Below are 16,793 nucleotides of genomic sequence, written 5' to 3'. Positions count from 1 at the left end.
AAAAGAAATGTCAAGAATTGGAAAAGCGCCTATTGCTATTCCTTCGGGAGTATCGATCTCGGTATCAGATAAAAATCTGGTAACGGTTAAAGGACCAAAAGGCGAACTAACACAACAAGTAGATAGCGACATTACAGTTAAAGAAGAAGATGGAAACATCCTTGTAACTCGTCCTACTGAACAAAAGAAACACAAAGCATTACATGGATTGTACCGCGCCTTAATCAATAACATGGTTGTAGGTGTTACAGAAGGTTACAAAACTACACAAGAACTTGTCGGTGTAGGTTACCGTGCTTCAAACACTGGTAATACACTAGAGTTAACCCTAGGTTTCTCTCACCAGATCGTTTTCGTATTGCCAAAGGAAATTACTGTTACAACAACTGCTGAAAAAGGTAAGAACCCAACGATTACGTTGGAGTCTATCGACAAACAATTAGTAGGTCAAGTTGCGGCGAAAATCCGTAGCTTCCGTAAGCCAGAGCCTTACAAAGGTAAAGGTGTTAAGTTTGTTGGTGAAGTATTAAGAAGAAAAGCAGGTAAATCAGCTAAAAAATAATAACGATGGCAGCAAATAAAACATCTCGCAGAGAGCGAATCAAAAAAGGAATTAGAAAAAACCTGACTGGATCGACTGAGCGTCCACGTTTATCCGTTTTTAGAAGCAACAAAGGTATCTACGCGCAACTTATTGATGACACAACTGGTAAAACTATCGTTTCTGCCTCTTCAGTGTCTAAAGACTTTGCCGCAGCAGGTACTAAAGTAGAGCAATCGAAAGCAGTTGGTAAATTAGTTGCAGAGAAAGCTGTAGCAGCAGGTATTAGCAAAGTAGTTTTTGACCGTAACGGGTATTTATACCATGGCCGTGTGAAATCATTGGCTGAAGGTGCACGCGAAGGCGGTTTAGACTTTTAATCGATAAGAACATGGCATTAAGCAATATAAAAAGAGTAAAATCAAGCGAGATTGAATTAAAAGATCGCTTAGTAAGCATCCAACGTGTAGCGAAAGTTACTAAAGGTGGTCGTACCTTCAGTTTCTCGGCTATTGTCGTTGTTGGTGACGAAAACGGAATCGTTGGTTACGGTTTAGGAAAAGCTAAAGAGGTTACTGAAGCGATTACTAAAGGTATCGACGATGCAAAAAAGAACTTGATCAAAGTTCCTATTATCAATGGTACTGTTCCACATCAGCAATATGGTAAATATTCTGGTGGTCGCGTTTTAGTAAAACCGGCTGTTGGTGGTACAGGAGTACTTGCAGGTGGCGCGATGCGTGCTGTCCTTGAGAGTGCTGGTATCAAAGACGTATTAGCGAAATCATTAGGTTCTTCTAACCCACACAACGTTGTGAAAGCGACAATCGATGCATTAGCTAGCTTACGCGACGCTTACACGGTAGCGCAAAATCGCGGCGTCGATTTGAATAAAGTATTTAACGGTTAATTATCATGGCAAAAATCAAAATCACCCAGATAAAGAGCGTTATCGACAGAAGCGAGCGCCAAAAGAGAACTATTGAGGCTTTAGGTCTGAGAAAGATCAATCACTCAGTAGAAGTAGAAGCTACGCCTGCCATCATCGGTATGGTGAGAAAAGTGAACCACTTAGTAGCTATCGAAACTATCTAATAGTATTTAATGTTAATGGAAAGGTCCTTTCGGATTCTTTCCATTACGTTTGTTAATAGAATTATTAATTGTTGTGACCTGTTTAGTGAGAGCGAAGGCGCAACACAATCTTAAAAAAATGAATTTAAGTAATTTAAAACCAGCAAAAGGTTCTGTAAAAAGTAGCAAACGTATTGGTAGAGGTCAAGGTTCTGGCCGTGGTGGTACTTCCACTCGTGGTCACAAAGGTGCTGGATCACGTTCCGGACACTCTACAAAAATCGGTTTCGAAGGTGGTCAAATGCCTTTGCAACGCCGTGTGCCTAAATTTGGTTTCAAAAACATCAACCGCGTTGAATATGTAAGTGTAAACTTAGACGTTCTTCAAGGTCTTGTAGAGAAACACAATTTGACTGCGGTTGATTTCGATACGTTCAGAACTTATGGTTTAGCTTCTAAAAACGATGTAGTAAAAGTACTAGGTCGTGGCGAGTTAACAGCCAAAGTAGAAGTTAAAGCACATGCTTTTTCAGCTTCAGCACAAAAAGCTATTGAAGCTGCTGGTGGTTCTATCGTAAAACTATAACATTACATGAAGAAACTAATCACAACCTTAACCAATATATGGAAAATAGAAGAGCTGCGTAATCGTATTATTACGACGCTGTTGCTTCTTCTTATCTACCGTATCGGATGTCACGTGGTTCTACCAGGTGTCAACCCTGATGCATTAGCAGCGAAAAGCGGTAACAATGGCAACAACATTTTAGATCTGATCAATATGTTTGCCGGAGGATCTTTCTCCCGTTCTGCAATTTTTGCTTTAGGTGTAATGCCTTACATTTCTGCATCGATCGTCGTTCAATTATTGGGGATAGCGGTTCCAGCGTTTCAAAAAATGCAAAAAGAAGGTGAATCTGGTCGTAAAAAAATGAGCCAGATTACACGTTACCTAACATTGGCCATCACGTTGGTACAAGCTGTTGCTTATGTGAAAACACAAGTTCCGGCAGAAGCAAAAACGATTGCTGAGCCTTTGTTCTCTATTCTTTCTGCTATTGTATTGACTGCAGGTACCATGTTTGTGATGTGGCTTGGTGAAAAAATTACAGATAAAGGTATCGGTAACGGTATTTCTCTTATCATTATGGCCGGTATTATTGCGCAATTACCAGGAGGCATCGTTGCCGAATGGGGATCACGTATGAGCCCAAGTGGTGGTGGACCAATTCCGTTGTTGATTGAATTTGTCGCGCTTTTCTTTGTCGTTATTTTTGCGATTCTTGTTGTGCAAGGTATCCGTAAGGTTCCTGTACAATATGCAAAGAAAATTGTGGGCAATAAGCAAGTCGGTGGTGTACGTCAGTATATTCCTTTAAAAGTGAATGCTGCCGGTGTTATGCCGATCATTTTCGCACAAGCGATTATGTTCCTACCGATGGCCTTATCTCAATTTTTTCCGAATTTACAATCTGAGTTTCTTGCCTCTTTGAGCAACTATACTTCGGTGGCGTATAATGTAACTTTCGCCGTATTGATTATTGCGTTTACATTTTTCTATACGGCTATCATGGTTAATCCACAGCAAATGTCGGAGGACATGAAGAAGAATGGTGGTTTCATTCCAGGTATTAAACCAGGGCACGACACCAATGTATTTATTGATAATGTAATCTCACGTATCACTTTCCCAGGTGCATTGTTTATTGCAATTATTGCAATTATGCCTGCACTTGCTGGTAAGATGGGTGTTAACAACCAGTTTGCACACTTCTACGGAGGTACATCACTATTGATTTTGGTTGGTGTAGTTTTAGATACACTTCAGCAGATTGAAAGTCATTTATTAATGCGTCATTATGATGGATTGATGAAGACAGGTAGGGTAAAAGGCCGCTCTTCAGCAGCCCCAGTGGAAGGTATTGATCAATCAGCAATTTAATAAATGTCTAAAGTTTATTATAAAACAGAAGAACAAATCGAGCAAATACGAGAGTCGGCTAACGTACTCTCGTCCTTGCTTGCTGAAATTGCAAAGGTTATCAAGCCGGGCATTACCACGCTATCTCTTGATAAGTTAGCTTTTGACTATATTCAGGACCATGGTGGCACACCAGCCTTTTTAAATTATCATGGTTTTCCATTCTCTTTATGTATATCAGTGAATGATCAAATTGTTCACGGCTTTCCAAGTGATTATATAATTCAGGACGGTGATTTAGTCTCTGTTGACGGTGGTGTGAATCTTCGTGGTTTTATTAGTGATTCAGCATATACTTTTGGTGTAGGTGAAATTTCTGCCGAAGCGCAGCAGTTACTTGATGTAACAAAAGGTTCTTTGCTGAAAGGTGTGGAACAAGCTGTAGCAGGTAAACGTGTGGGTGATATTTCCTCCGCCGTGCAGGAGCATGTTGCGCCGTACAGCTATGGTATCGTGCGAGAACTTGTAGGACATGGTGTAGGTTTACATCTTCACGAGAAGCCAGAGGTGCCGAACTACGGTAAACGAGGTTCGGGTCCGAAATTGGAAGAAGGTTTAGTGATTTGTATCGAGCCGATGATCAACGCAGGAAAGGCAGGTGTAAAATTTTGGGATGATGGATGGACAGTAAGTACCATCGATGGTAAACTTTCGGCGCACTTCGAACAGATGGTTGCCATCCGAAAGGGAACGCCCGATGTGTTACTGACCTTTGATGAGGTTGAGAAAGTTTTGAGTAAAAAGTAATTGGGTTTCAATATTTTTTATTTATCTTTGCACTCCTGTTTGTGCAGGCTAAAATGTAAATTAAGTTAAAATATGGCTAAACAAGCCTCAATAGAACAAGACGGTATAATTAGAGAAGCACTTTCTAATGCTATGTTCCGGGTAGAGTTAGAAAATGGGCATGAAATTATTGCTCATATTTCAGGTAAGATGCGTATGCACTATATCAAGATTTTGCCAGGAGATAAAGTAAAATTGGAAATGTCTCCTTATGATTTAACGAAAGGACGGATCACGTATCGTTACAAATAACGGTTCGTTGTCGGTCTGTATTAGCTTTTAAAATATTATTACAATGAAAGTAAGAGCATCTATAAAAAAACGTAGCGCGGACTGCAAAATCATCCGTCGCAAAGGAAAAGTTTTTGTAATTAACAAAAAGAACCCTAAGTTCAAGCAACGTCAAGGGTAAGTTTATTTAACATAATCGCTTAAAATATTATATGGCAAGGATAGCAGGTATAGATTTACCTAAAAACAAAAGAGGCGTTATTGGCCTTACCTATATATTCGGTATCGGTCGTAACACGGCTGCTTACATCTTGAATAAAGCAGGTATCAGCGAAGACGTTAAAGTATCGGAGTGGAATGATGATCAATTGGCGGCTATTCGTACAATCATCAACGAAGAGGTTAAAGTTGAAGGCGCATTGCGTTCTGAAGTTCAATTGAACATCAAGCGTTTAATGGATATTGGTTGTTACCGTGGTCTTCGTCACCGTAAACACTTACCAGTTCGTGGTCAACGTACTAAAAACAACTCTCGTACACGTAAAGGTAAACGTAAGACAGTTGCAAACAAGAAAAAAGCTACTAAATAATAAATAAGAAATGGCTAAAAGTAAAAAGGTTACTAAAAAGCGTATCGTCGTTATCGAGCCTGTTGGTCAAGCTCATATCAACGCTACCTTTAACAACATCATCGTTACTTTAACGAATAATCAAGGACAGACAATTTCATGGTCTTCTGCAGGTAAGATGGGCTTTAGAGGTTCTAAAAAGAACACACCTTATGCAGCATCTCAAGCAGCGCAAGACTGTGGTAAAGTAGCACATGATTTAGGCTTACGTAAAGTAGAAGTTTTCGTAAAAGGCCCAGGTGCTGGACGTGAGTCTGCAATTCGTACACTACAAACTGTAGGTATCGATGTTACTACGATCAAGGATATTACACCACTTCCGCACAACGGTTGTCGTCCTCCAAAACGTAGAAGAGTTTAATAATTTTTATTGTTTAAGATAAGATTCTTCGGCTAAAGGCTGATAGATACTTCAAACAGAGAGAAAAAATGGCAAGATATACAGGACCTAAGTCCAAAATAGCTCGTAAATTCCGGGAACCAATTTTTGGCCCAGATAAGGCATTAGAGAAAAAAAATTACCCTCCTGGACAACACGGTCCTTCAAAAAGAAGAGGTAAACAATCTGAATACGCTATTCAGTTGTTAGAAAAACAAAAAACAAAATACACTTACGGTGTGTTGGAGCGTCAATTCCGTACTTTGTTCGGTAAGGCTTCTGCAAAACAAGGTATCACTGGTGAGAACTTCTTGAAATTATTAGAAGCTCGTTTAGATAACGTTGTTTACCGTTTAGGTATCGCTACTTCACGTGCAGCTGCGCGTCAATTAGTGTCACACAAGCACATTACAGTTAACGGCGGTGTCGTTAATATTCCATCATATAGCTTACGTCCAGGTGATGTAATCGCAGTTCGCGAGCGTTCTAAAACTCTAGAAGCTATCTCTGCATCTGTAGAAGGTAGAAAAATCAACAAATTTGGTTGGTTAGAGTGGAATGCGAATGAGTTGCAAGGAACATTTGTTACTTTCCCAGAAAGAGCAGATATCCCTGAAAACATTAAAGAGAACTTAATCGTAGAGTTATACTCTAAATAATAAAATAGCAGAAGCAAGCGTGATTCTTGGAATCATGCTTCTTTTGTTGTATTTTACGTTTATTATTAAAAACTTTTAAAAAGAAATAAATGGCAATTTTAGCATTTCAAAGACCGGATAAGGTTATCATGCAAAAATCAACTGATTTTGATGGTACTTTCGAATTTCGTCCATTAGAGCCAGGTTTTGGTGTAACTATTGGTAATGCTTTGCGCCGTATTTTATTGTCCTCATTAGAAGGATATGCAATTACGTCGGTAAGGTTTTCAGGCGTTTCGCACGAATTCTCTACGATCAAAGGTGTTGTTGAAGATGTAACAGAAATCATCCTTAATTTAAAGCAAGTGCGCTTTAAAAAGACAGGTGAGCAAGGTGATAACGAAAAAATCTTTGTTGTAATCAACGGTCAAGAACAGTTCAAAGCTGGCGATATTACTAAATTCTCCAATAATTTCGAGGTATTAAACCCTGAAATGGTGATTTGTAATATGGACAACGCTGTTACTATTGAAGTTGAATTATCAGTAGCTAAAGGACGTGGTTATGTAAATGCTGAAGAAAATAAAGTTACTGATGGTCCTGTAGGTTTTATCGCTGTAGATTCAATCTATACACCTATCAAAAATGTAAAATATACAATTGAGAACTACCGTGTAGAACAAAAGACTGACTACGAGAAATTGTTGTTAGACATTTCTACTGATGGTTCTATTCACCCGGAAGAAGCACTTAAAGAAGCGGCTAAGATCCTTATCCAACACTTTATGTTGTTCTCTGACGAGAATATGTTGTTAGAATCTCAAACGAAAGAAGAAACTAAGGTTGTAGACGAGGAAATCTTACACATGCGTAAGATCTTGAAAACTGAATTAGTTGATCTAGACCTTTCTGTTAGAGCATTAAACTGTTTAAAAGCAGCTGATATCAGAACTTTATCTGAATTAGTTACTTATGACGTAGCTGATATGCTTAAATTCAGAAACTTCGGTAAAAAATCTTTAAGCGAGATCCAAGAACTAGTGAAATCTAAAGGCTTATCTTTTGGTATGAATTTATCAAAGTATAAACTGGACGAAGAATAATATTTAATATAATACAAGCGACCTGTTGCGTAATTCCCTTTAAAATTAAGTTTAAGAAAGACGGTACGCACAAAAACAAAACAAAATGAGACACGGAAAAAAAGTAAACCACTTAGGCCGCACTGACAGTCACCGTAAGGCGATGTTAGCTAACATGGCGACTTCATTGATTAAACACAAACGTATTACTACAACTTTGGCTAAAGCTAAAGCTTTACGTACGTATGTTGAACCTTTAATCACTAAATCTAAAAACGACACAACTCACTCTCGTCGTACGGTATTCGCGTACCTTAAAGACAAGGATGCAGTGACTATTCTTTTCCGTGAAATTTCGGAAAAAGTAGCTACACGTCCAGGTGGTTACACACGTATTATCAAAATGGAAAACCGTTTAGGTGATAACGCAGAAATGGCGTTCATCGAATTGGTAGATTACAATGAGGTATACGGTACTGTTGTTAAAGAAGAGAAAAAAGCTACACGACGTCGTGGTGGTGCTAAGAAAAAAGCCGCTGCTGAGACTGCTGAAGCTGTAGAGGTTGTTGAAGAAGTTAAAGCTGAAGAAGCTGCAACTGAAGAAGCTCCTAAAACAGAAGAGAAATAAGACAAATCGTCTTTTTCAATAAAAAGAAAGCCTATCTGCAACAGCATGATAGGCTTTTTTTATGCACTTAATACTATATTTGTAACTTGGGTTTTGTACCTCTTATTTAATAAAGATAATGGACTTATTTAATGTTTATCCGATCAATCCTATAAATATTGTTAAAGCGAAAGGCTCAACAGTATGGGATGAGGCAGGTGTAGAATACTTAGACTTGTATGGCGGCCATGCCGTAATCTCTATTGGACATACGCACCCGCATTATGTTGAATCATTAACCTCCCAATTGAGTAAAATAGGTTTCTATTCCAATTCAGTTGAGATCCCGATTCAGAAGCGATTAGCATCGCTACTTGGCGAGGTATCTAAGAAGGACGATTATGCACTTTTCTTGTGTAATTCCGGTGCGGAAGCAAATGAAAATGCGCTTAAGCTCGCTTCTTTTTATAATAAACGAAAGAAAGTAATTGCTTTTGATAAAGCTTTTCATGGTCGTACGTCGTTAGCAGTAGCTGCCACGGATAATCCCTCCATTGTGGCGCCAGTAAACGAAACCGATAATGTTGTATTCCTACCTTTTAATGATGAGGAGGCGTTGTCTGCTTATTTTGCAGCACATGGGGATGCAGTTTCCTCTGTAATTATCGAAGGTATTCAAGGTGTTGGGGGCATTCGTGAAGCCTCTATTCCATTTTTGAAATTAATCCGTACGTTATGTGATCAGTATAATGCTGTTTTTATTGCAGATTCAGTACAGTGTGGTTATGGTCGTACAGGTGATTTCTACTCGCATGATTATGCTGGTGTCTCTGCTGATATTTATACCATGGCTAAAGGAATGGGGAATGGTTTCCCGATCGGAGGGATAGCAATTGCTCCTAAATTCGTTGCAACTTATGGTATGTTAGGCACTACATTCGGTGGTAATCATTTAGCATGCGCTGCTGCATTATCCGTTTTGGAAGTTATAAAGTCTGAAAATCTGCTTGTTAATGCACGTGCCGTAGGTGATTACCTATTGGAAGAATTACGTGGTTTCGATAAAGTAACGGAAGTGCGGGGTAGAGGTTTAATGATCGGTGTAGAGTTACCGGTGGAGCTGGCTTCGGTCAAGAAGGATCTATTAATTAAGAATCGAATTTTTACAGGAGAAGCAAAACCGAATGTTATTCGTATTTTGCCAGCTCTGAATATCAATAAGGATATTGCTGACCGCTTTTTGGAAGCATTGGATGAGCGCTTGAAGAACGCTTAAAGGGTAGCTCGTGCTTTTCAGACGTTGAGGGGCACGAGCTAAAAGCCTTCCAGCGTTGGAAAGGTTCACGCCAGCATGTAGCAGCGATGTAAACAGCAAAGAACGTCATTGCGAACCTGAGGAGCAAAGGTGTGGCATTCTTCTAGAGGATAATTGACGAAGAACTCAATACGGTAGCTTTTTGTCGCGATAAGGGATAGATTTAGTATATATATTATAAATAATATGGAAAAATTTTTTTCAGTCGAAGATGTCGACGAATTAGATAAAGTTGTTCAAGAGGCTTTGTCTCTTAAAGCTAACCCACACGAACATAGTGAGCTGGGTAAACATAAGATGTTAGGTTTAGTGTTTTTGAATCCTAGTCTTCGGACACGTTTGAGCACGCAAAAAGCTGCCATCAATCTTGGTATGGATGTTATGGTGATGAACATGGACAAAGACGGGTGGGCGCTGGAGACGCAAGATGGTGTTGTGATGAACGGGACAACGGTAGAACATATTCGGGAAGCTGCCGCTGTAATGGGGGAGTACTGTGATATTCTAGGCCTTCGTTCTTTTCCGGGACTAAAGGATCGTGAATTGGACTACAGTGAGGATCTATTTAATAAATTTGTTAAATTCTGTGGGGTTCCTGTAGTCTCTTTGGAAAGTGCAACACGTCACCCACTACAAAGCTTAACGGACCTTATCACCATTACTGAACACAAGAAGGTTCAAAAACCAAAGGTCGTATTGGCATGGGCTCCACATATCAAAGCGTTGCCGCAAGCTGTTCCTAATTCTTTTTCGGAGTGGATGTGCAAAGCACAGGAACAGGGGCTGGTGGAGTTTACGGTAGCTCATCCTGTAGGATATGAGTTGCATGAGGACTTTACCAAAGGGGCTACGATTGTCAATGATCTGGATGCAGCGTTGGATGGTGCTGATTTTGTATATGTAAAGAACTGGTCTTCCTACCGTGATTATGGGAAAGTATTTCCTGTTCTTCAAAATTGGATGCTCGACAATCAGAAGCTTAAATTAACGAATGATGCAAAAGTTATGCACTGTTTACCTGTGCGTAGAGATCTGGAACTAGCATCGGAAATCCTTGATGGGCCAAATTCTTTGGTAATTAAGGAAGCAAGCAACCGTGTTTGGGCTGCGCAGGTAGTGTTGAAAAGAATGTTAGCGAAATTAAAATAATAAAAATTACGAATGGGTAGTGTGCTGAATGTTATAAAGATCGGTGGAAATGTTATCGATGACGAGGATCAATTGCAAGTTTTCTTAGAGAAGTTTGCAGCGCTGCAAGGCAAAAAGATCTTAGTGCATGGAGGAGGAAAAATAGCTACGCGTCTAGCTGCAGATATGGGGATTGAGGCCAAAATGATTGATGGCCGTCGCGTGACCGATCAGCAGATGTTAGATGTGGTGACGATGGTCTACGCCGGACTTACAAACAAGAATATTGTCGCGAACCTGCAAAAATTTGGTAGTGATGCCTTGGGCTTATGTGGTGCCGATGGAAACGTTATAAAGGCAATTAAACGTCCTGTTAAAGATATTGATTACGGCTTTGTGGGCGATATATTGGTGGATTCGGTGAATACCTTGAGTATCAAAAAGTTTTTAGAAGCGGGTTTTGTACCTGTTTTTTCTGCTATTACGCACAATGGACTCGGGCAATTGCTCAATACGAACGCCGATACTATTGCCTCAGCCTTAGCTGTGGCATTATCTAAAGTGTACGAAACTAGACTGATCTATTGTTTCGAAAAAAATGGTGTATTGCGTGATGTAACTGACGATAGTTCAGTCATAAAAACGATTAAAAGTGATGATTTTGAGCGATTGAAATCAGCAGGTATTATTTATGAAGGGATGATCCCGAAATTGGAAAATGCTTTTCTAGCTATTGCCAGAGGGGTGAAAAATGTTTACATTGGTAACGCCCTAAACCTTCATCTCTATCAGCAAGGTGAATTTGGTACCTGTTTGGTGTCAAAATAGATTCACTATACCACTTTTGTAAGAGGCGCTGAGGGATGATTTATTTATATCCTATGAGCAAAATTACAATTATAGGTAGCGGAAATATTGGTCTTTCGCTAGCCAAAGGACTTGTGAAGTCAGCCTTATTTACGGCAGACAAGATCACATTGACAAGACGCAACATACAGGCTTTACAAGAGGAGGCTGAAGCTGGCTTTAATGTCAGTGATAATAATCCACTTGCTGTACGGACGGCTGATATTATTGTTTTGGCTATTTTGCCACAGCAACTCCGTAAAATAATGGAGGAAATAAAAGAGGACGTGCGACCCGATCAGGTTATTGTGTCTGTTGTGTCCGGTGTTTCGTGTGCCGATGTTAAAGCTGTTTTAGGCGATCACTTACAAGTTGTTCGTGCGATGCCTAATACCGCGATTGCGATTGGACAGTCCATGACTTGTATTGCTACAGATGATGCGCAAGTGGAAGCCGTAGCCCAGGTTGAACGCCTTTTCGAGGCGGTAGGAGCTGTCGTTGTTATTCAAGAAGACTTAATGACTTCAGCAACCGCGCTATGTGCTTGTGGGATTGCTTTCTTTTTACGAGCGATTCGAGCGGCATCGCAAGGAGGAGTGGAGATTGGTTTTCATGCGCACGATGCTTTAAAGATGGCGGTGCAAACCGCGAAAGGGGCGGCTGATTTACTCTTACAGACACAAAATCACCCTGAAGGGGAAATCGATAAGGTTACTTCGCCGAAAGGGTGCACTATTGCAGGACTTAACGAGATGGAACACAATGGTTTTAGTTCTGCTTTTATAAAAGGTATTAAGCTTTCTGCTAAGAAAGCAGGAGGACTATATAATGACTAAATCTGTTGAGGTTTTAATTGCTGATAGTATCACCTTACTAAAGCAGTTGATCTCCACGCCTTCTTTTAGTCGAGAAGAGGAGAAAACAGCGGTGTTAATCGAGATGTTTTTGCAGGAACGAATGGTCTCTTTTGAGCGGTCTGGAAATAACATTTGGGCATTTAATAAGCATGTTGATGCGAATAAGCCAACGATACTTCTTAATTCTCATCACGATACCGTAAAACCTAATCCCGGCTATACCAAGGACCCTTTCGCTCCGATCGTGGAGGATGGTAAATTGTATGGATTAGGAAGTAATGACGCCGGAGGATGCTTAGTCGGTCTCCTTGCTGCTTTTCTATTTTACTACGACCGTGAAGATTTACCTTATAATCTTTGTTTTCTCGCGTCAGCTGAAGAAGAGATATCTGGTAAGAATGGTGTGGAGGAAGCGCTAAATCATATCGAGGGTATCGACTTTGCGATTGTAGGCGAACCCACATTGTTGGATTTGGCTGTTGCGGAAAAGGGATTAATGGTGCTTGACTGTGAAGCTACTGGTGTTTCCGGTCATGCGGCAAGAGAAGAAGGAGAAAACGCAATCTATAAAGCAATGGCTGATATCGATTGGTTTCGCCGCTATACCTTCGAAAAAGAGTCTGATTTTTTAGGCCCCGTAAAAATGTCCGTAACGTTAATCAATGCAGGATCTCAGCATAATGTAGTGCCAGCCTCGTGTACCTTTGTCGTGGATGTACGTACGACAGATGTGTATAGTAACACCGAAGTGTTGGAGGTTATTAAAGAGCATGTGCAATCCAAAGTAACGGCAAGATCTGTACGTCTTAACTCTTCTCGGATTGGCTTAGATCATCCCATCGTACAATCGGGACTAAGCCTGGGAAAAAAAACATATGGAAGCCCCACGATGAGCGATCAAGCATTAATTCCGTTTCCTTCTCTAAAAGTTGGGCCTGGAGACTCGGCACGCTCACATACCGCTGATGAATTTATTTATCTTAAAGAAATTGAGGATGGAGTTCGGTTCTATATAGCCCTACTTCGTAATGTAATATAAAAAAAGGCTGGTCATGACCAGCCTTTTTTTATAACGTTATTTGTCGTTTAATGCTTTCTTCCAAGGATATGATCGTCTCGGTGCGTTGTATCCCAGTCAGCGCTTGGATGTCCTCGTTTAGGACTTTTCGTAGATGTGCCGTATCGCGGCATACAATTTTTGCAAAAGCACTGTATTGTCCCGTACAATAATGAAGTTCTACAACCTCTTTTATGTTCTGTAATTGTTTTACGGCATCTGCATATTGAGATCCTTTCTCTAAATAGATCCCTAAGAAGGCTGTGATGTCAAAACCAACCTTTTGAGGGTTGATAATTAGCTCGGATCCCTTAATAATTCCCAGTTCTTCCATCTTTTTCATGCGTACATGGATGGTTCCTCCTGAAACTATAAGCTTTTTGGCTATTTCTGTATAAGGAATTGATGCGTTTTCCATTAAAATAGACAAAATTTGGATGTCTAGATTGTCTAAATCATAATTTGAATACTTTTTATCCATAAAAATGGTATTAATTGCTTTTTAAAATGTCTATTTTTTATAAATCAAGTAAAAATAAAATAATATTTGCAGCAAATGCTAATATATTTTACATTTGTATTAACAAAACGAAATAAAAAACGTTTTGTTTTTAAAAATAGCATGTTACTTCCCTCAAAATAACATAGGTTTATAATTGGTTAGCGTTGAACCTTCTCGCCCGAGAAGGTTCTTCCATTTTTATCCAGTTATAAACGATATCTGCTCTTTTATTATTTTTTCAAAAATAACAAGATTTTTTTTAATTTGATTTTATATTTTGTAAAAATCTCCTCATTATTTGTGAAAATTCAAATATTGTGCCAATCTATTATGTGCTTTACGCAAAAGCTATGTGTTTGATTTTTCGTATATTTAAATGATAAGTGGCTATTTGCATCCTAGATTGAAAGTAAATTGGAAGTGTTGTAAAGGAGGATGTTTCATATAGCCTAAAAAAGAAAAGTGTTATGGAGATAGATGATGTAAGAATCTCACGTAAGAAACCAATTTATCCGGTAGGAAATGGTTTAGCCAAGTACTTAAAGATTTACCAACGTGATGGTCGCTTTCCGGTGGGCTATAAGGACTTGTTGAATTTTACGGAAACAGTCCCTGTCATGGATAAATATGGTAATGATACCTTTTGGGAAACACCGCTATATCCGCCTTATCTACAGGATCAATTATATAACGGTCTAAAGGTGATTTATGCCATTCTTAAGGCTTCGGGAAATACACGGATTGTACAGCATAAAATTATCGACCGGATCGAGTACTGTGCCTTTGGTAATACCAAACCTTTCCGTATTCGTATTATCAATACATTAAATGATGTATATGATTACTTCTACGTAAAGCAAGCAGATGCTTCGCGGATTTATGGATTGGAACTTGAAGAGATTCTTTCGCCCAATCAAGTGAATTACCTGGTGGATCGAGATACGCTGGTGGAAGAGCATATCGTGGGTATTCCGGGAGATGTATTCAGTAAAGGGCAAATTTACACGCCCGATTATAATCAAACCCGTATTGCAAAAGAATTTGTGAAATTCAATGAACGTTGCATTATCTCCTTGTTGGGAGACATGCGGGCGTATAATTTTGTGGTCCAGATTACGCCGGATTTTGATGATTTCCAATTCCGTATCCGTGCTATAGATTTTGATCAACAATTCTATGAGGGTAACCCGAAGGTTTATATGCCGCAGTATTTTAAGGAAAACTTACCATATGTAAAGCTTGCAATGGATCATCTGAACGAAAAGACAGTTCTGCAATACCAACAGGAGGAACGCTCTTCTATTGTTCATCGTGTACGAAGTGAGCGACATCGCATTAAGGATCTGCGTGACGCCTCCAGTCAGCAAGTATTGTCTACATCTGAAAACATAGATAGGCTGCGTCGAGGTTATGCTGCTTTTTACGGCAATGACGCCTATGCTAAATGTCGGACGATGACCGATATTGTAGAGTTAAATGTTAAAAATGTTATCCGGCAGGTGACGCTCTAGCGGATTCTTTTTTGATTGTCTTTGGCAAAAGCTTCCCAACCAGAATAGCTTTTGCTATCTGTTAGAGTGTTTTGCTGAAAGGCATGACATACTGCAACAGCTAGACCATCTGTCGCATCTAGAAACTCTGGAGATTCATTGAATTTTAGTAAGTTTTTGAGCATAGCCGCCACTTGTTCTTTACTGGAGCTACCATTTCCTGTAACAGATTGTTTGATTTTACGTGGAGCGTATTCGAAAATAGGTATATCCACGTTTAATGCCGCAGCCATTGCAACGCCTTGTGCCCGACCCAGTTTAAGCATGACCTGAATGTTTTTTCCATAAAATGGCGCTTCTAGGGCCATGCAGTCTGGTTTGTATTCATCAATCAATGCAGAAACTTTCTTGAAGATACGTTGAAGCTTTAGGCCTTGGTCTTCTAAGTGTCCCATTTTAACGACACCGAGACTGATTAAGGTTAACTTGCTACCTTTTTGATGTATCAGTCCATATCCCAAAACTATGGTTCCGGGGTCTATTCCTAGGATTATTCGTTCTTTAGCCTTCTCACGTTGCATGATGCAATAATACAATTTTAACTTGGTATGTAAGGCGTCAGAAGTGCGCAAAAATTAGTAACATTGTGCTCTTATTTAGCGTACAAGTGACGAAAGAACAAAAGAAATACGTAAATCTTATTATTAAGCTCGTTATCGTTGGTATGGCGATGTGGTTTATTATTTCTAAGATTAATAATCAAGAAAACCTGCGTTCTTTTCAGAATTTAATGGCGCGTATCGACCCTTGGGTTGTTCGTGCGACGTTGACTTTAGTTGTCGTGATGATGTTCGCAAATTGGGCATTAGAGATTGTGAAATGGAAATACCTGAGTCGACGAATTGAGCCGATCAGTTGGTGGACGGCAGTGAAATCCGTGTTTTGTGGCTTGACTTGGGCGATCTTTACGCCTAATCGGATTGGGGAATATGGTGGGCGTGTCATGTTGCTGAAGCCTGAGAATAGAGCTTCGGGTGCCGTCGCAATGGGGGTCGGTTTGTTTGCCCAATTGGTTCTTACCAGCGTTTTTGGAGCTTTAGCCATCGCCTGGTTTATCTGTACCTATTTGCCAACGCCAGGAGCCGTAGAGTTTGCTGTTTGGCTTTTAGCTATTATCTATGCCGTAGCTTTTGTTGTCTTGTATTTTAATGTCGCCTGGGTTGATTACATTGTTGGGCGTATAGGTTTCCTGAAAAAGATCAAGCCTTTCTTTAAGGTGCTAGAAGATTTCTCTGTTCGCGAATTGTTACATGTGCTATTATTGTCTCTGGCTCGTTTTGTTATTTTCACCTCGCAGTATATTGTACTTATGATGGTGATTTTACCCGAATTACCGTCCATTCCGATGGTACTTCTTATTTTTATTTTGTTCTTCGTTCAATCTGCGGTTCCCTCGCTGGATATTTTTGACTTTAGCGTACGTAGTTTTGTTGCAAGCAACTTGTATCGCTATATTACGGATCAGGAGCTGGCTGTTATGGCAATTGTTTCTTGTATTTGGTTCGTAAACCTTATTGTGCCCGCTATTATCGGGTCTTTTTTTGTTTTTAACGTAAATTACATCGGTGGTAGTAAGTCTTAGTTTCTTTT

The 16,793-nt window shown here is 39.7% G+C and carries 23 protein-coding genes; 21 read left to right on the top strand and 2 right to left on the bottom strand.

Annotated features, from left to right (window positions below; translation table 11 throughout):
• Positions 1-7 precede the first annotated feature (7 nt).
• From rplF to B9Y69_RS07645, 19 genes are all read left to right on the top strand, one after another.
• Complete coding sequence (gene rplF / locus B9Y69_RS07735; protein WP_085472362.1) at positions 8-562, top strand: 50S ribosomal protein L6; 555 nt, start codon at positions 8-10, stop codon at positions 560-562.
• Positions 563-567: 5 nt separating this feature from the next.
• On the top strand, positions 568-921 hold the full coding sequence (gene rplR / locus B9Y69_RS07730; protein ID WP_085472361.1) for a 50S ribosomal protein L18: 354 nt from the start codon (positions 568-570) through the stop codon (positions 919-921).
• Between the two features lie 11 nt (positions 922-932).
• Positions 933-1,451 (top strand): 30S ribosomal protein S5, encoded by a 519-nt coding sequence (rpsE, locus tag B9Y69_RS07725; protein WP_085472360.1) that lies wholly within the window; start codon positions 933-935, stop codon positions 1,449-1,451.
• Positions 1,452-1,456: 5 nt separating this feature from the next.
• Positions 1,457-1,636, top strand: a complete 180-nt coding sequence (rpmD, locus tag B9Y69_RS07720) for a 50S ribosomal protein L30 (protein WP_085472359.1) — start codon at positions 1,457-1,459, stop codon at positions 1,634-1,636.
• 118 nt (positions 1,637-1,754) lie between these two features.
• Positions 1,755-2,201 (top strand): 50S ribosomal protein L15, encoded by a 447-nt coding sequence (rplO, locus tag B9Y69_RS07715; RefSeq protein ID WP_085472504.1) that lies wholly within the window; start codon positions 1,755-1,757, stop codon positions 2,199-2,201.
• Between the two features lie 6 nt (positions 2,202-2,207).
• Positions 2,208-3,557: a preprotein translocase subunit SecY gene (gene secY / locus B9Y69_RS07710; protein ID WP_085472358.1), complete on the top strand. Its 1,350-nt coding sequence runs from the start codon at positions 2,208-2,210 to the stop codon at positions 3,555-3,557.
• A 3-nt stretch (positions 3,558-3,560) separates the two neighbouring features.
• Entirely contained in the window at positions 3,561-4,343 is a 783-nt protein-coding gene (gene map, locus B9Y69_RS07705) for a type I methionyl aminopeptidase (RefSeq protein WP_085472357.1), read from the top strand.
• A 72-nt stretch (positions 4,344-4,415) separates the two neighbouring features.
• Entirely contained in the window at positions 4,416-4,634 is a 219-nt protein-coding gene (gene infA / locus B9Y69_RS07700; RefSeq protein ID WP_002997456.1) for a translation initiation factor IF-1, read from the top strand.
• A gap of 43 nt (positions 4,635-4,677) precedes the next feature.
• Positions 4,678-4,794 (top strand): type B 50S ribosomal protein L36, encoded by a 117-nt coding sequence (gene ykgO, locus B9Y69_RS07695; protein WP_013665024.1) that lies wholly within the window; start codon positions 4,678-4,680, stop codon positions 4,792-4,794.
• A gap of 31 nt (positions 4,795-4,825) precedes the next feature.
• Positions 4,826-5,203, top strand: coding sequence for a 30S ribosomal protein S13 (rpsM, locus tag B9Y69_RS07690; protein ID WP_085472356.1), 378 nt, complete (start codon positions 4,826-4,828; stop codon positions 5,201-5,203).
• Positions 5,204-5,213: 10 nt separating this feature from the next.
• Positions 5,214-5,603, top strand: coding sequence for a 30S ribosomal protein S11 (gene rpsK / locus B9Y69_RS07685; protein ID WP_085472355.1), 390 nt, complete (start codon positions 5,214-5,216; stop codon positions 5,601-5,603).
• A gap of 68 nt (positions 5,604-5,671) precedes the next feature.
• A complete protein-coding gene (gene rpsD, locus B9Y69_RS07680) occupies positions 5,672-6,280 on the top strand; it encodes a 30S ribosomal protein S4 (protein ID WP_085472354.1) in 609 nt (202 codons plus the stop codon).
• Positions 6,281-6,369: 89 nt separating this feature from the next.
• On the top strand, positions 6,370-7,362 hold the full coding sequence (locus B9Y69_RS07675; protein WP_085472353.1) for a DNA-directed RNA polymerase subunit alpha: 993 nt from the start codon (positions 6,370-6,372) through the stop codon (positions 7,360-7,362).
• An 85-nt stretch (positions 7,363-7,447) separates the two neighbouring features.
• Positions 7,448-7,969, top strand: coding sequence for a 50S ribosomal protein L17 (gene rplQ, locus B9Y69_RS07670; protein ID WP_085472352.1), 522 nt, complete (start codon positions 7,448-7,450; stop codon positions 7,967-7,969).
• A 118-nt stretch (positions 7,970-8,087) separates the two neighbouring features.
• Positions 8,088-9,224 (top strand): aspartate aminotransferase family protein, encoded by a 1,137-nt coding sequence (locus B9Y69_RS07665; protein ID WP_085472351.1) that lies wholly within the window; start codon positions 8,088-8,090, stop codon positions 9,222-9,224.
• 225 nt (positions 9,225-9,449) lie between these two features.
• Positions 9,450-10,412: a Rossmann-fold NAD(P)-binding domain-containing protein gene (locus B9Y69_RS07660; RefSeq protein ID WP_085472350.1), complete on the top strand. Its 963-nt coding sequence runs from the start codon at positions 9,450-9,452 to the stop codon at positions 10,410-10,412.
• Between the two features lie 12 nt (positions 10,413-10,424).
• Complete coding sequence (argB, locus tag B9Y69_RS07655; protein WP_085472349.1) at positions 10,425-11,219, top strand: acetylglutamate kinase; 795 nt, start codon at positions 10,425-10,427, stop codon at positions 11,217-11,219.
• A gap of 53 nt (positions 11,220-11,272) precedes the next feature.
• Positions 11,273-12,073, top strand: coding sequence for a pyrroline-5-carboxylate reductase (gene proC / locus B9Y69_RS07650; RefSeq protein WP_085472348.1), 801 nt, complete (start codon positions 11,273-11,275; stop codon positions 12,071-12,073).
• The gene (locus B9Y69_RS07645) at positions 12,066-13,133 is read left to right on the top strand and encodes a M20 family metallo-hydrolase (protein WP_085472347.1); all 1,068 of its coding nucleotides are present in this window, start codon (positions 12,066-12,068) and stop codon (positions 13,131-13,133) included. The genes proC and B9Y69_RS07645 overlap by 8 nt, the downstream gene beginning before the upstream one ends.
• Before the next feature lie 28 nt (positions 13,134-13,161).
• Here the strand turns inward: B9Y69_RS07645 and B9Y69_RS07640 are convergent, their stop codons facing one another.
• Positions 13,162-13,632 carry an Lrp/AsnC ligand binding domain-containing protein gene (locus B9Y69_RS07640; protein WP_085472346.1) on the bottom strand — a complete coding sequence of 157 codons (471 nt, stop codon included), beginning with the start codon at positions 13,630-13,632 and terminating at the stop codon, positions 13,162-13,164.
• Positions 13,633-14,120: 488 nt separating this feature from the next.
• Between B9Y69_RS07640 and B9Y69_RS07635 the strand changes: the two genes are divergently transcribed.
• A complete protein-coding gene (locus B9Y69_RS07635) occupies positions 14,121-15,164 on the top strand; it encodes a hypothetical protein (RefSeq protein ID WP_085472345.1) in 1,044 nt (347 codons plus the stop codon).
• Here B9Y69_RS07635 and ruvC read toward each other — a convergent pair.
• Positions 15,161-15,724 carry a crossover junction endodeoxyribonuclease RuvC gene (ruvC, locus tag B9Y69_RS07630; RefSeq protein ID WP_085472344.1) on the bottom strand — a complete coding sequence of 188 codons (564 nt, stop codon included), beginning with the start codon at positions 15,722-15,724 and terminating at the stop codon, positions 15,161-15,163. The two genes, B9Y69_RS07635 and ruvC, sit on opposite strands and share 4 nt — an antisense overlap.
• Positions 15,725-15,789: 65 nt before the next feature.
• Between ruvC and B9Y69_RS07625 the strand changes: the two genes are divergently transcribed.
• On the top strand, positions 15,790-16,785 hold the full coding sequence (locus B9Y69_RS07625; RefSeq protein WP_234991132.1) for a lysylphosphatidylglycerol synthase domain-containing protein: 996 nt from the start codon (positions 15,790-15,792) through the stop codon (positions 16,783-16,785).
• Positions 16,786-16,793: the final 8 nt, after the last annotated feature.

This window comes from Sphingobacterium psychroaquaticum (assembly GCF_900177625.1).
GTDB classification, from domain to species: Bacteria; Bacteroidota; Bacteroidia; order Sphingobacteriales; family Sphingobacteriaceae; genus Sphingobacterium; species Sphingobacterium psychroaquaticum.
The sequence above is the reverse complement of the archived record's forward strand: the minus strand, read 5'-3'. Positions and strand labels throughout refer to the sequence as shown.

Excerpts from the sequence above, each read along its gene's own strand:
- rplF (WP_085472362.1), top strand. The coding sequence starts at position 8 with ATGTCAAGAATTGGAAAAGCGCCTATTGCTATTCCTTCGGGAGTATCG.
- rplR (WP_085472361.1), top strand. The coding sequence starts at position 568 with ATGGCAGCAAATAAAACATCTCGCAGAGAGCGAATCAAAAAAGGAATT.
- rpsE (WP_085472360.1), top strand. The coding sequence starts at position 933 with ATGGCATTAAGCAATATAAAAAGAGTAAAATCAAGCGAGATTGAATTA.
- rpmD (WP_085472359.1), top strand. The coding sequence starts at position 1,457 with ATGGCAAAAATCAAAATCACCCAGATAAAGAGCGTTATCGACAGAAGC.
- rplO (WP_085472504.1), top strand. The coding sequence starts at position 1,755 with ATGAATTTAAGTAATTTAAAACCAGCAAAAGGTTCTGTAAAAAGTAGC.
- secY (WP_085472358.1), top strand. The coding sequence starts at position 2,208 with ATGAAGAAACTAATCACAACCTTAACCAATATATGGAAAATAGAAGAG.
- map (WP_085472357.1), top strand. The coding sequence starts at position 3,561 with ATGTCTAAAGTTTATTATAAAACAGAAGAACAAATCGAGCAAATACGA.
- infA (WP_002997456.1), top strand. The coding sequence starts at position 4,416 with ATGGCTAAACAAGCCTCAATAGAACAAGACGGTATAATTAGAGAAGCA.
- ykgO (WP_013665024.1), top strand. The coding sequence starts at position 4,678 with ATGAAAGTAAGAGCATCTATAAAAAAACGTAGCGCGGACTGCAAAATC.
- rpsM (WP_085472356.1), top strand. The coding sequence starts at position 4,826 with ATGGCAAGGATAGCAGGTATAGATTTACCTAAAAACAAAAGAGGCGTT.
- rpsK (WP_085472355.1), top strand. The coding sequence starts at position 5,214 with ATGGCTAAAAGTAAAAAGGTTACTAAAAAGCGTATCGTCGTTATCGAG.
- rpsD (WP_085472354.1), top strand. The coding sequence starts at position 5,672 with ATGGCAAGATATACAGGACCTAAGTCCAAAATAGCTCGTAAATTCCGG.
- B9Y69_RS07675 (WP_085472353.1), top strand. The coding sequence starts at position 6,370 with ATGGCAATTTTAGCATTTCAAAGACCGGATAAGGTTATCATGCAAAAA.
- rplQ (WP_085472352.1), top strand. The coding sequence starts at position 7,448 with ATGAGACACGGAAAAAAAGTAAACCACTTAGGCCGCACTGACAGTCAC.
- B9Y69_RS07665 (WP_085472351.1), top strand. The coding sequence starts at position 8,088 with ATGGACTTATTTAATGTTTATCCGATCAATCCTATAAATATTGTTAAA.
- B9Y69_RS07660 (WP_085472350.1), top strand. The coding sequence starts at position 9,450 with ATGGAAAAATTTTTTTCAGTCGAAGATGTCGACGAATTAGATAAAGTT.
- argB (WP_085472349.1), top strand. The coding sequence starts at position 10,425 with ATGGGTAGTGTGCTGAATGTTATAAAGATCGGTGGAAATGTTATCGAT.
- proC (WP_085472348.1), top strand. The coding sequence starts at position 11,273 with ATGAGCAAAATTACAATTATAGGTAGCGGAAATATTGGTCTTTCGCTA.
- B9Y69_RS07645 (WP_085472347.1), top strand. The coding sequence starts at position 12,066 with ATGACTAAATCTGTTGAGGTTTTAATTGCTGATAGTATCACCTTACTA.
- B9Y69_RS07640 (WP_085472346.1), bottom strand. The coding sequence starts at position 13,632 with ATGGATAAAAAGTATTCAAATTATGATTTAGACAATCTAGACATCCAA.
- B9Y69_RS07635 (WP_085472345.1), top strand. The coding sequence starts at position 14,121 with ATGGAGATAGATGATGTAAGAATCTCACGTAAGAAACCAATTTATCCG.
- ruvC (WP_085472344.1), bottom strand. The coding sequence starts at position 15,724 with ATGCAACGTGAGAAGGCTAAAGAACGAATAATCCTAGGAATAGACCCC.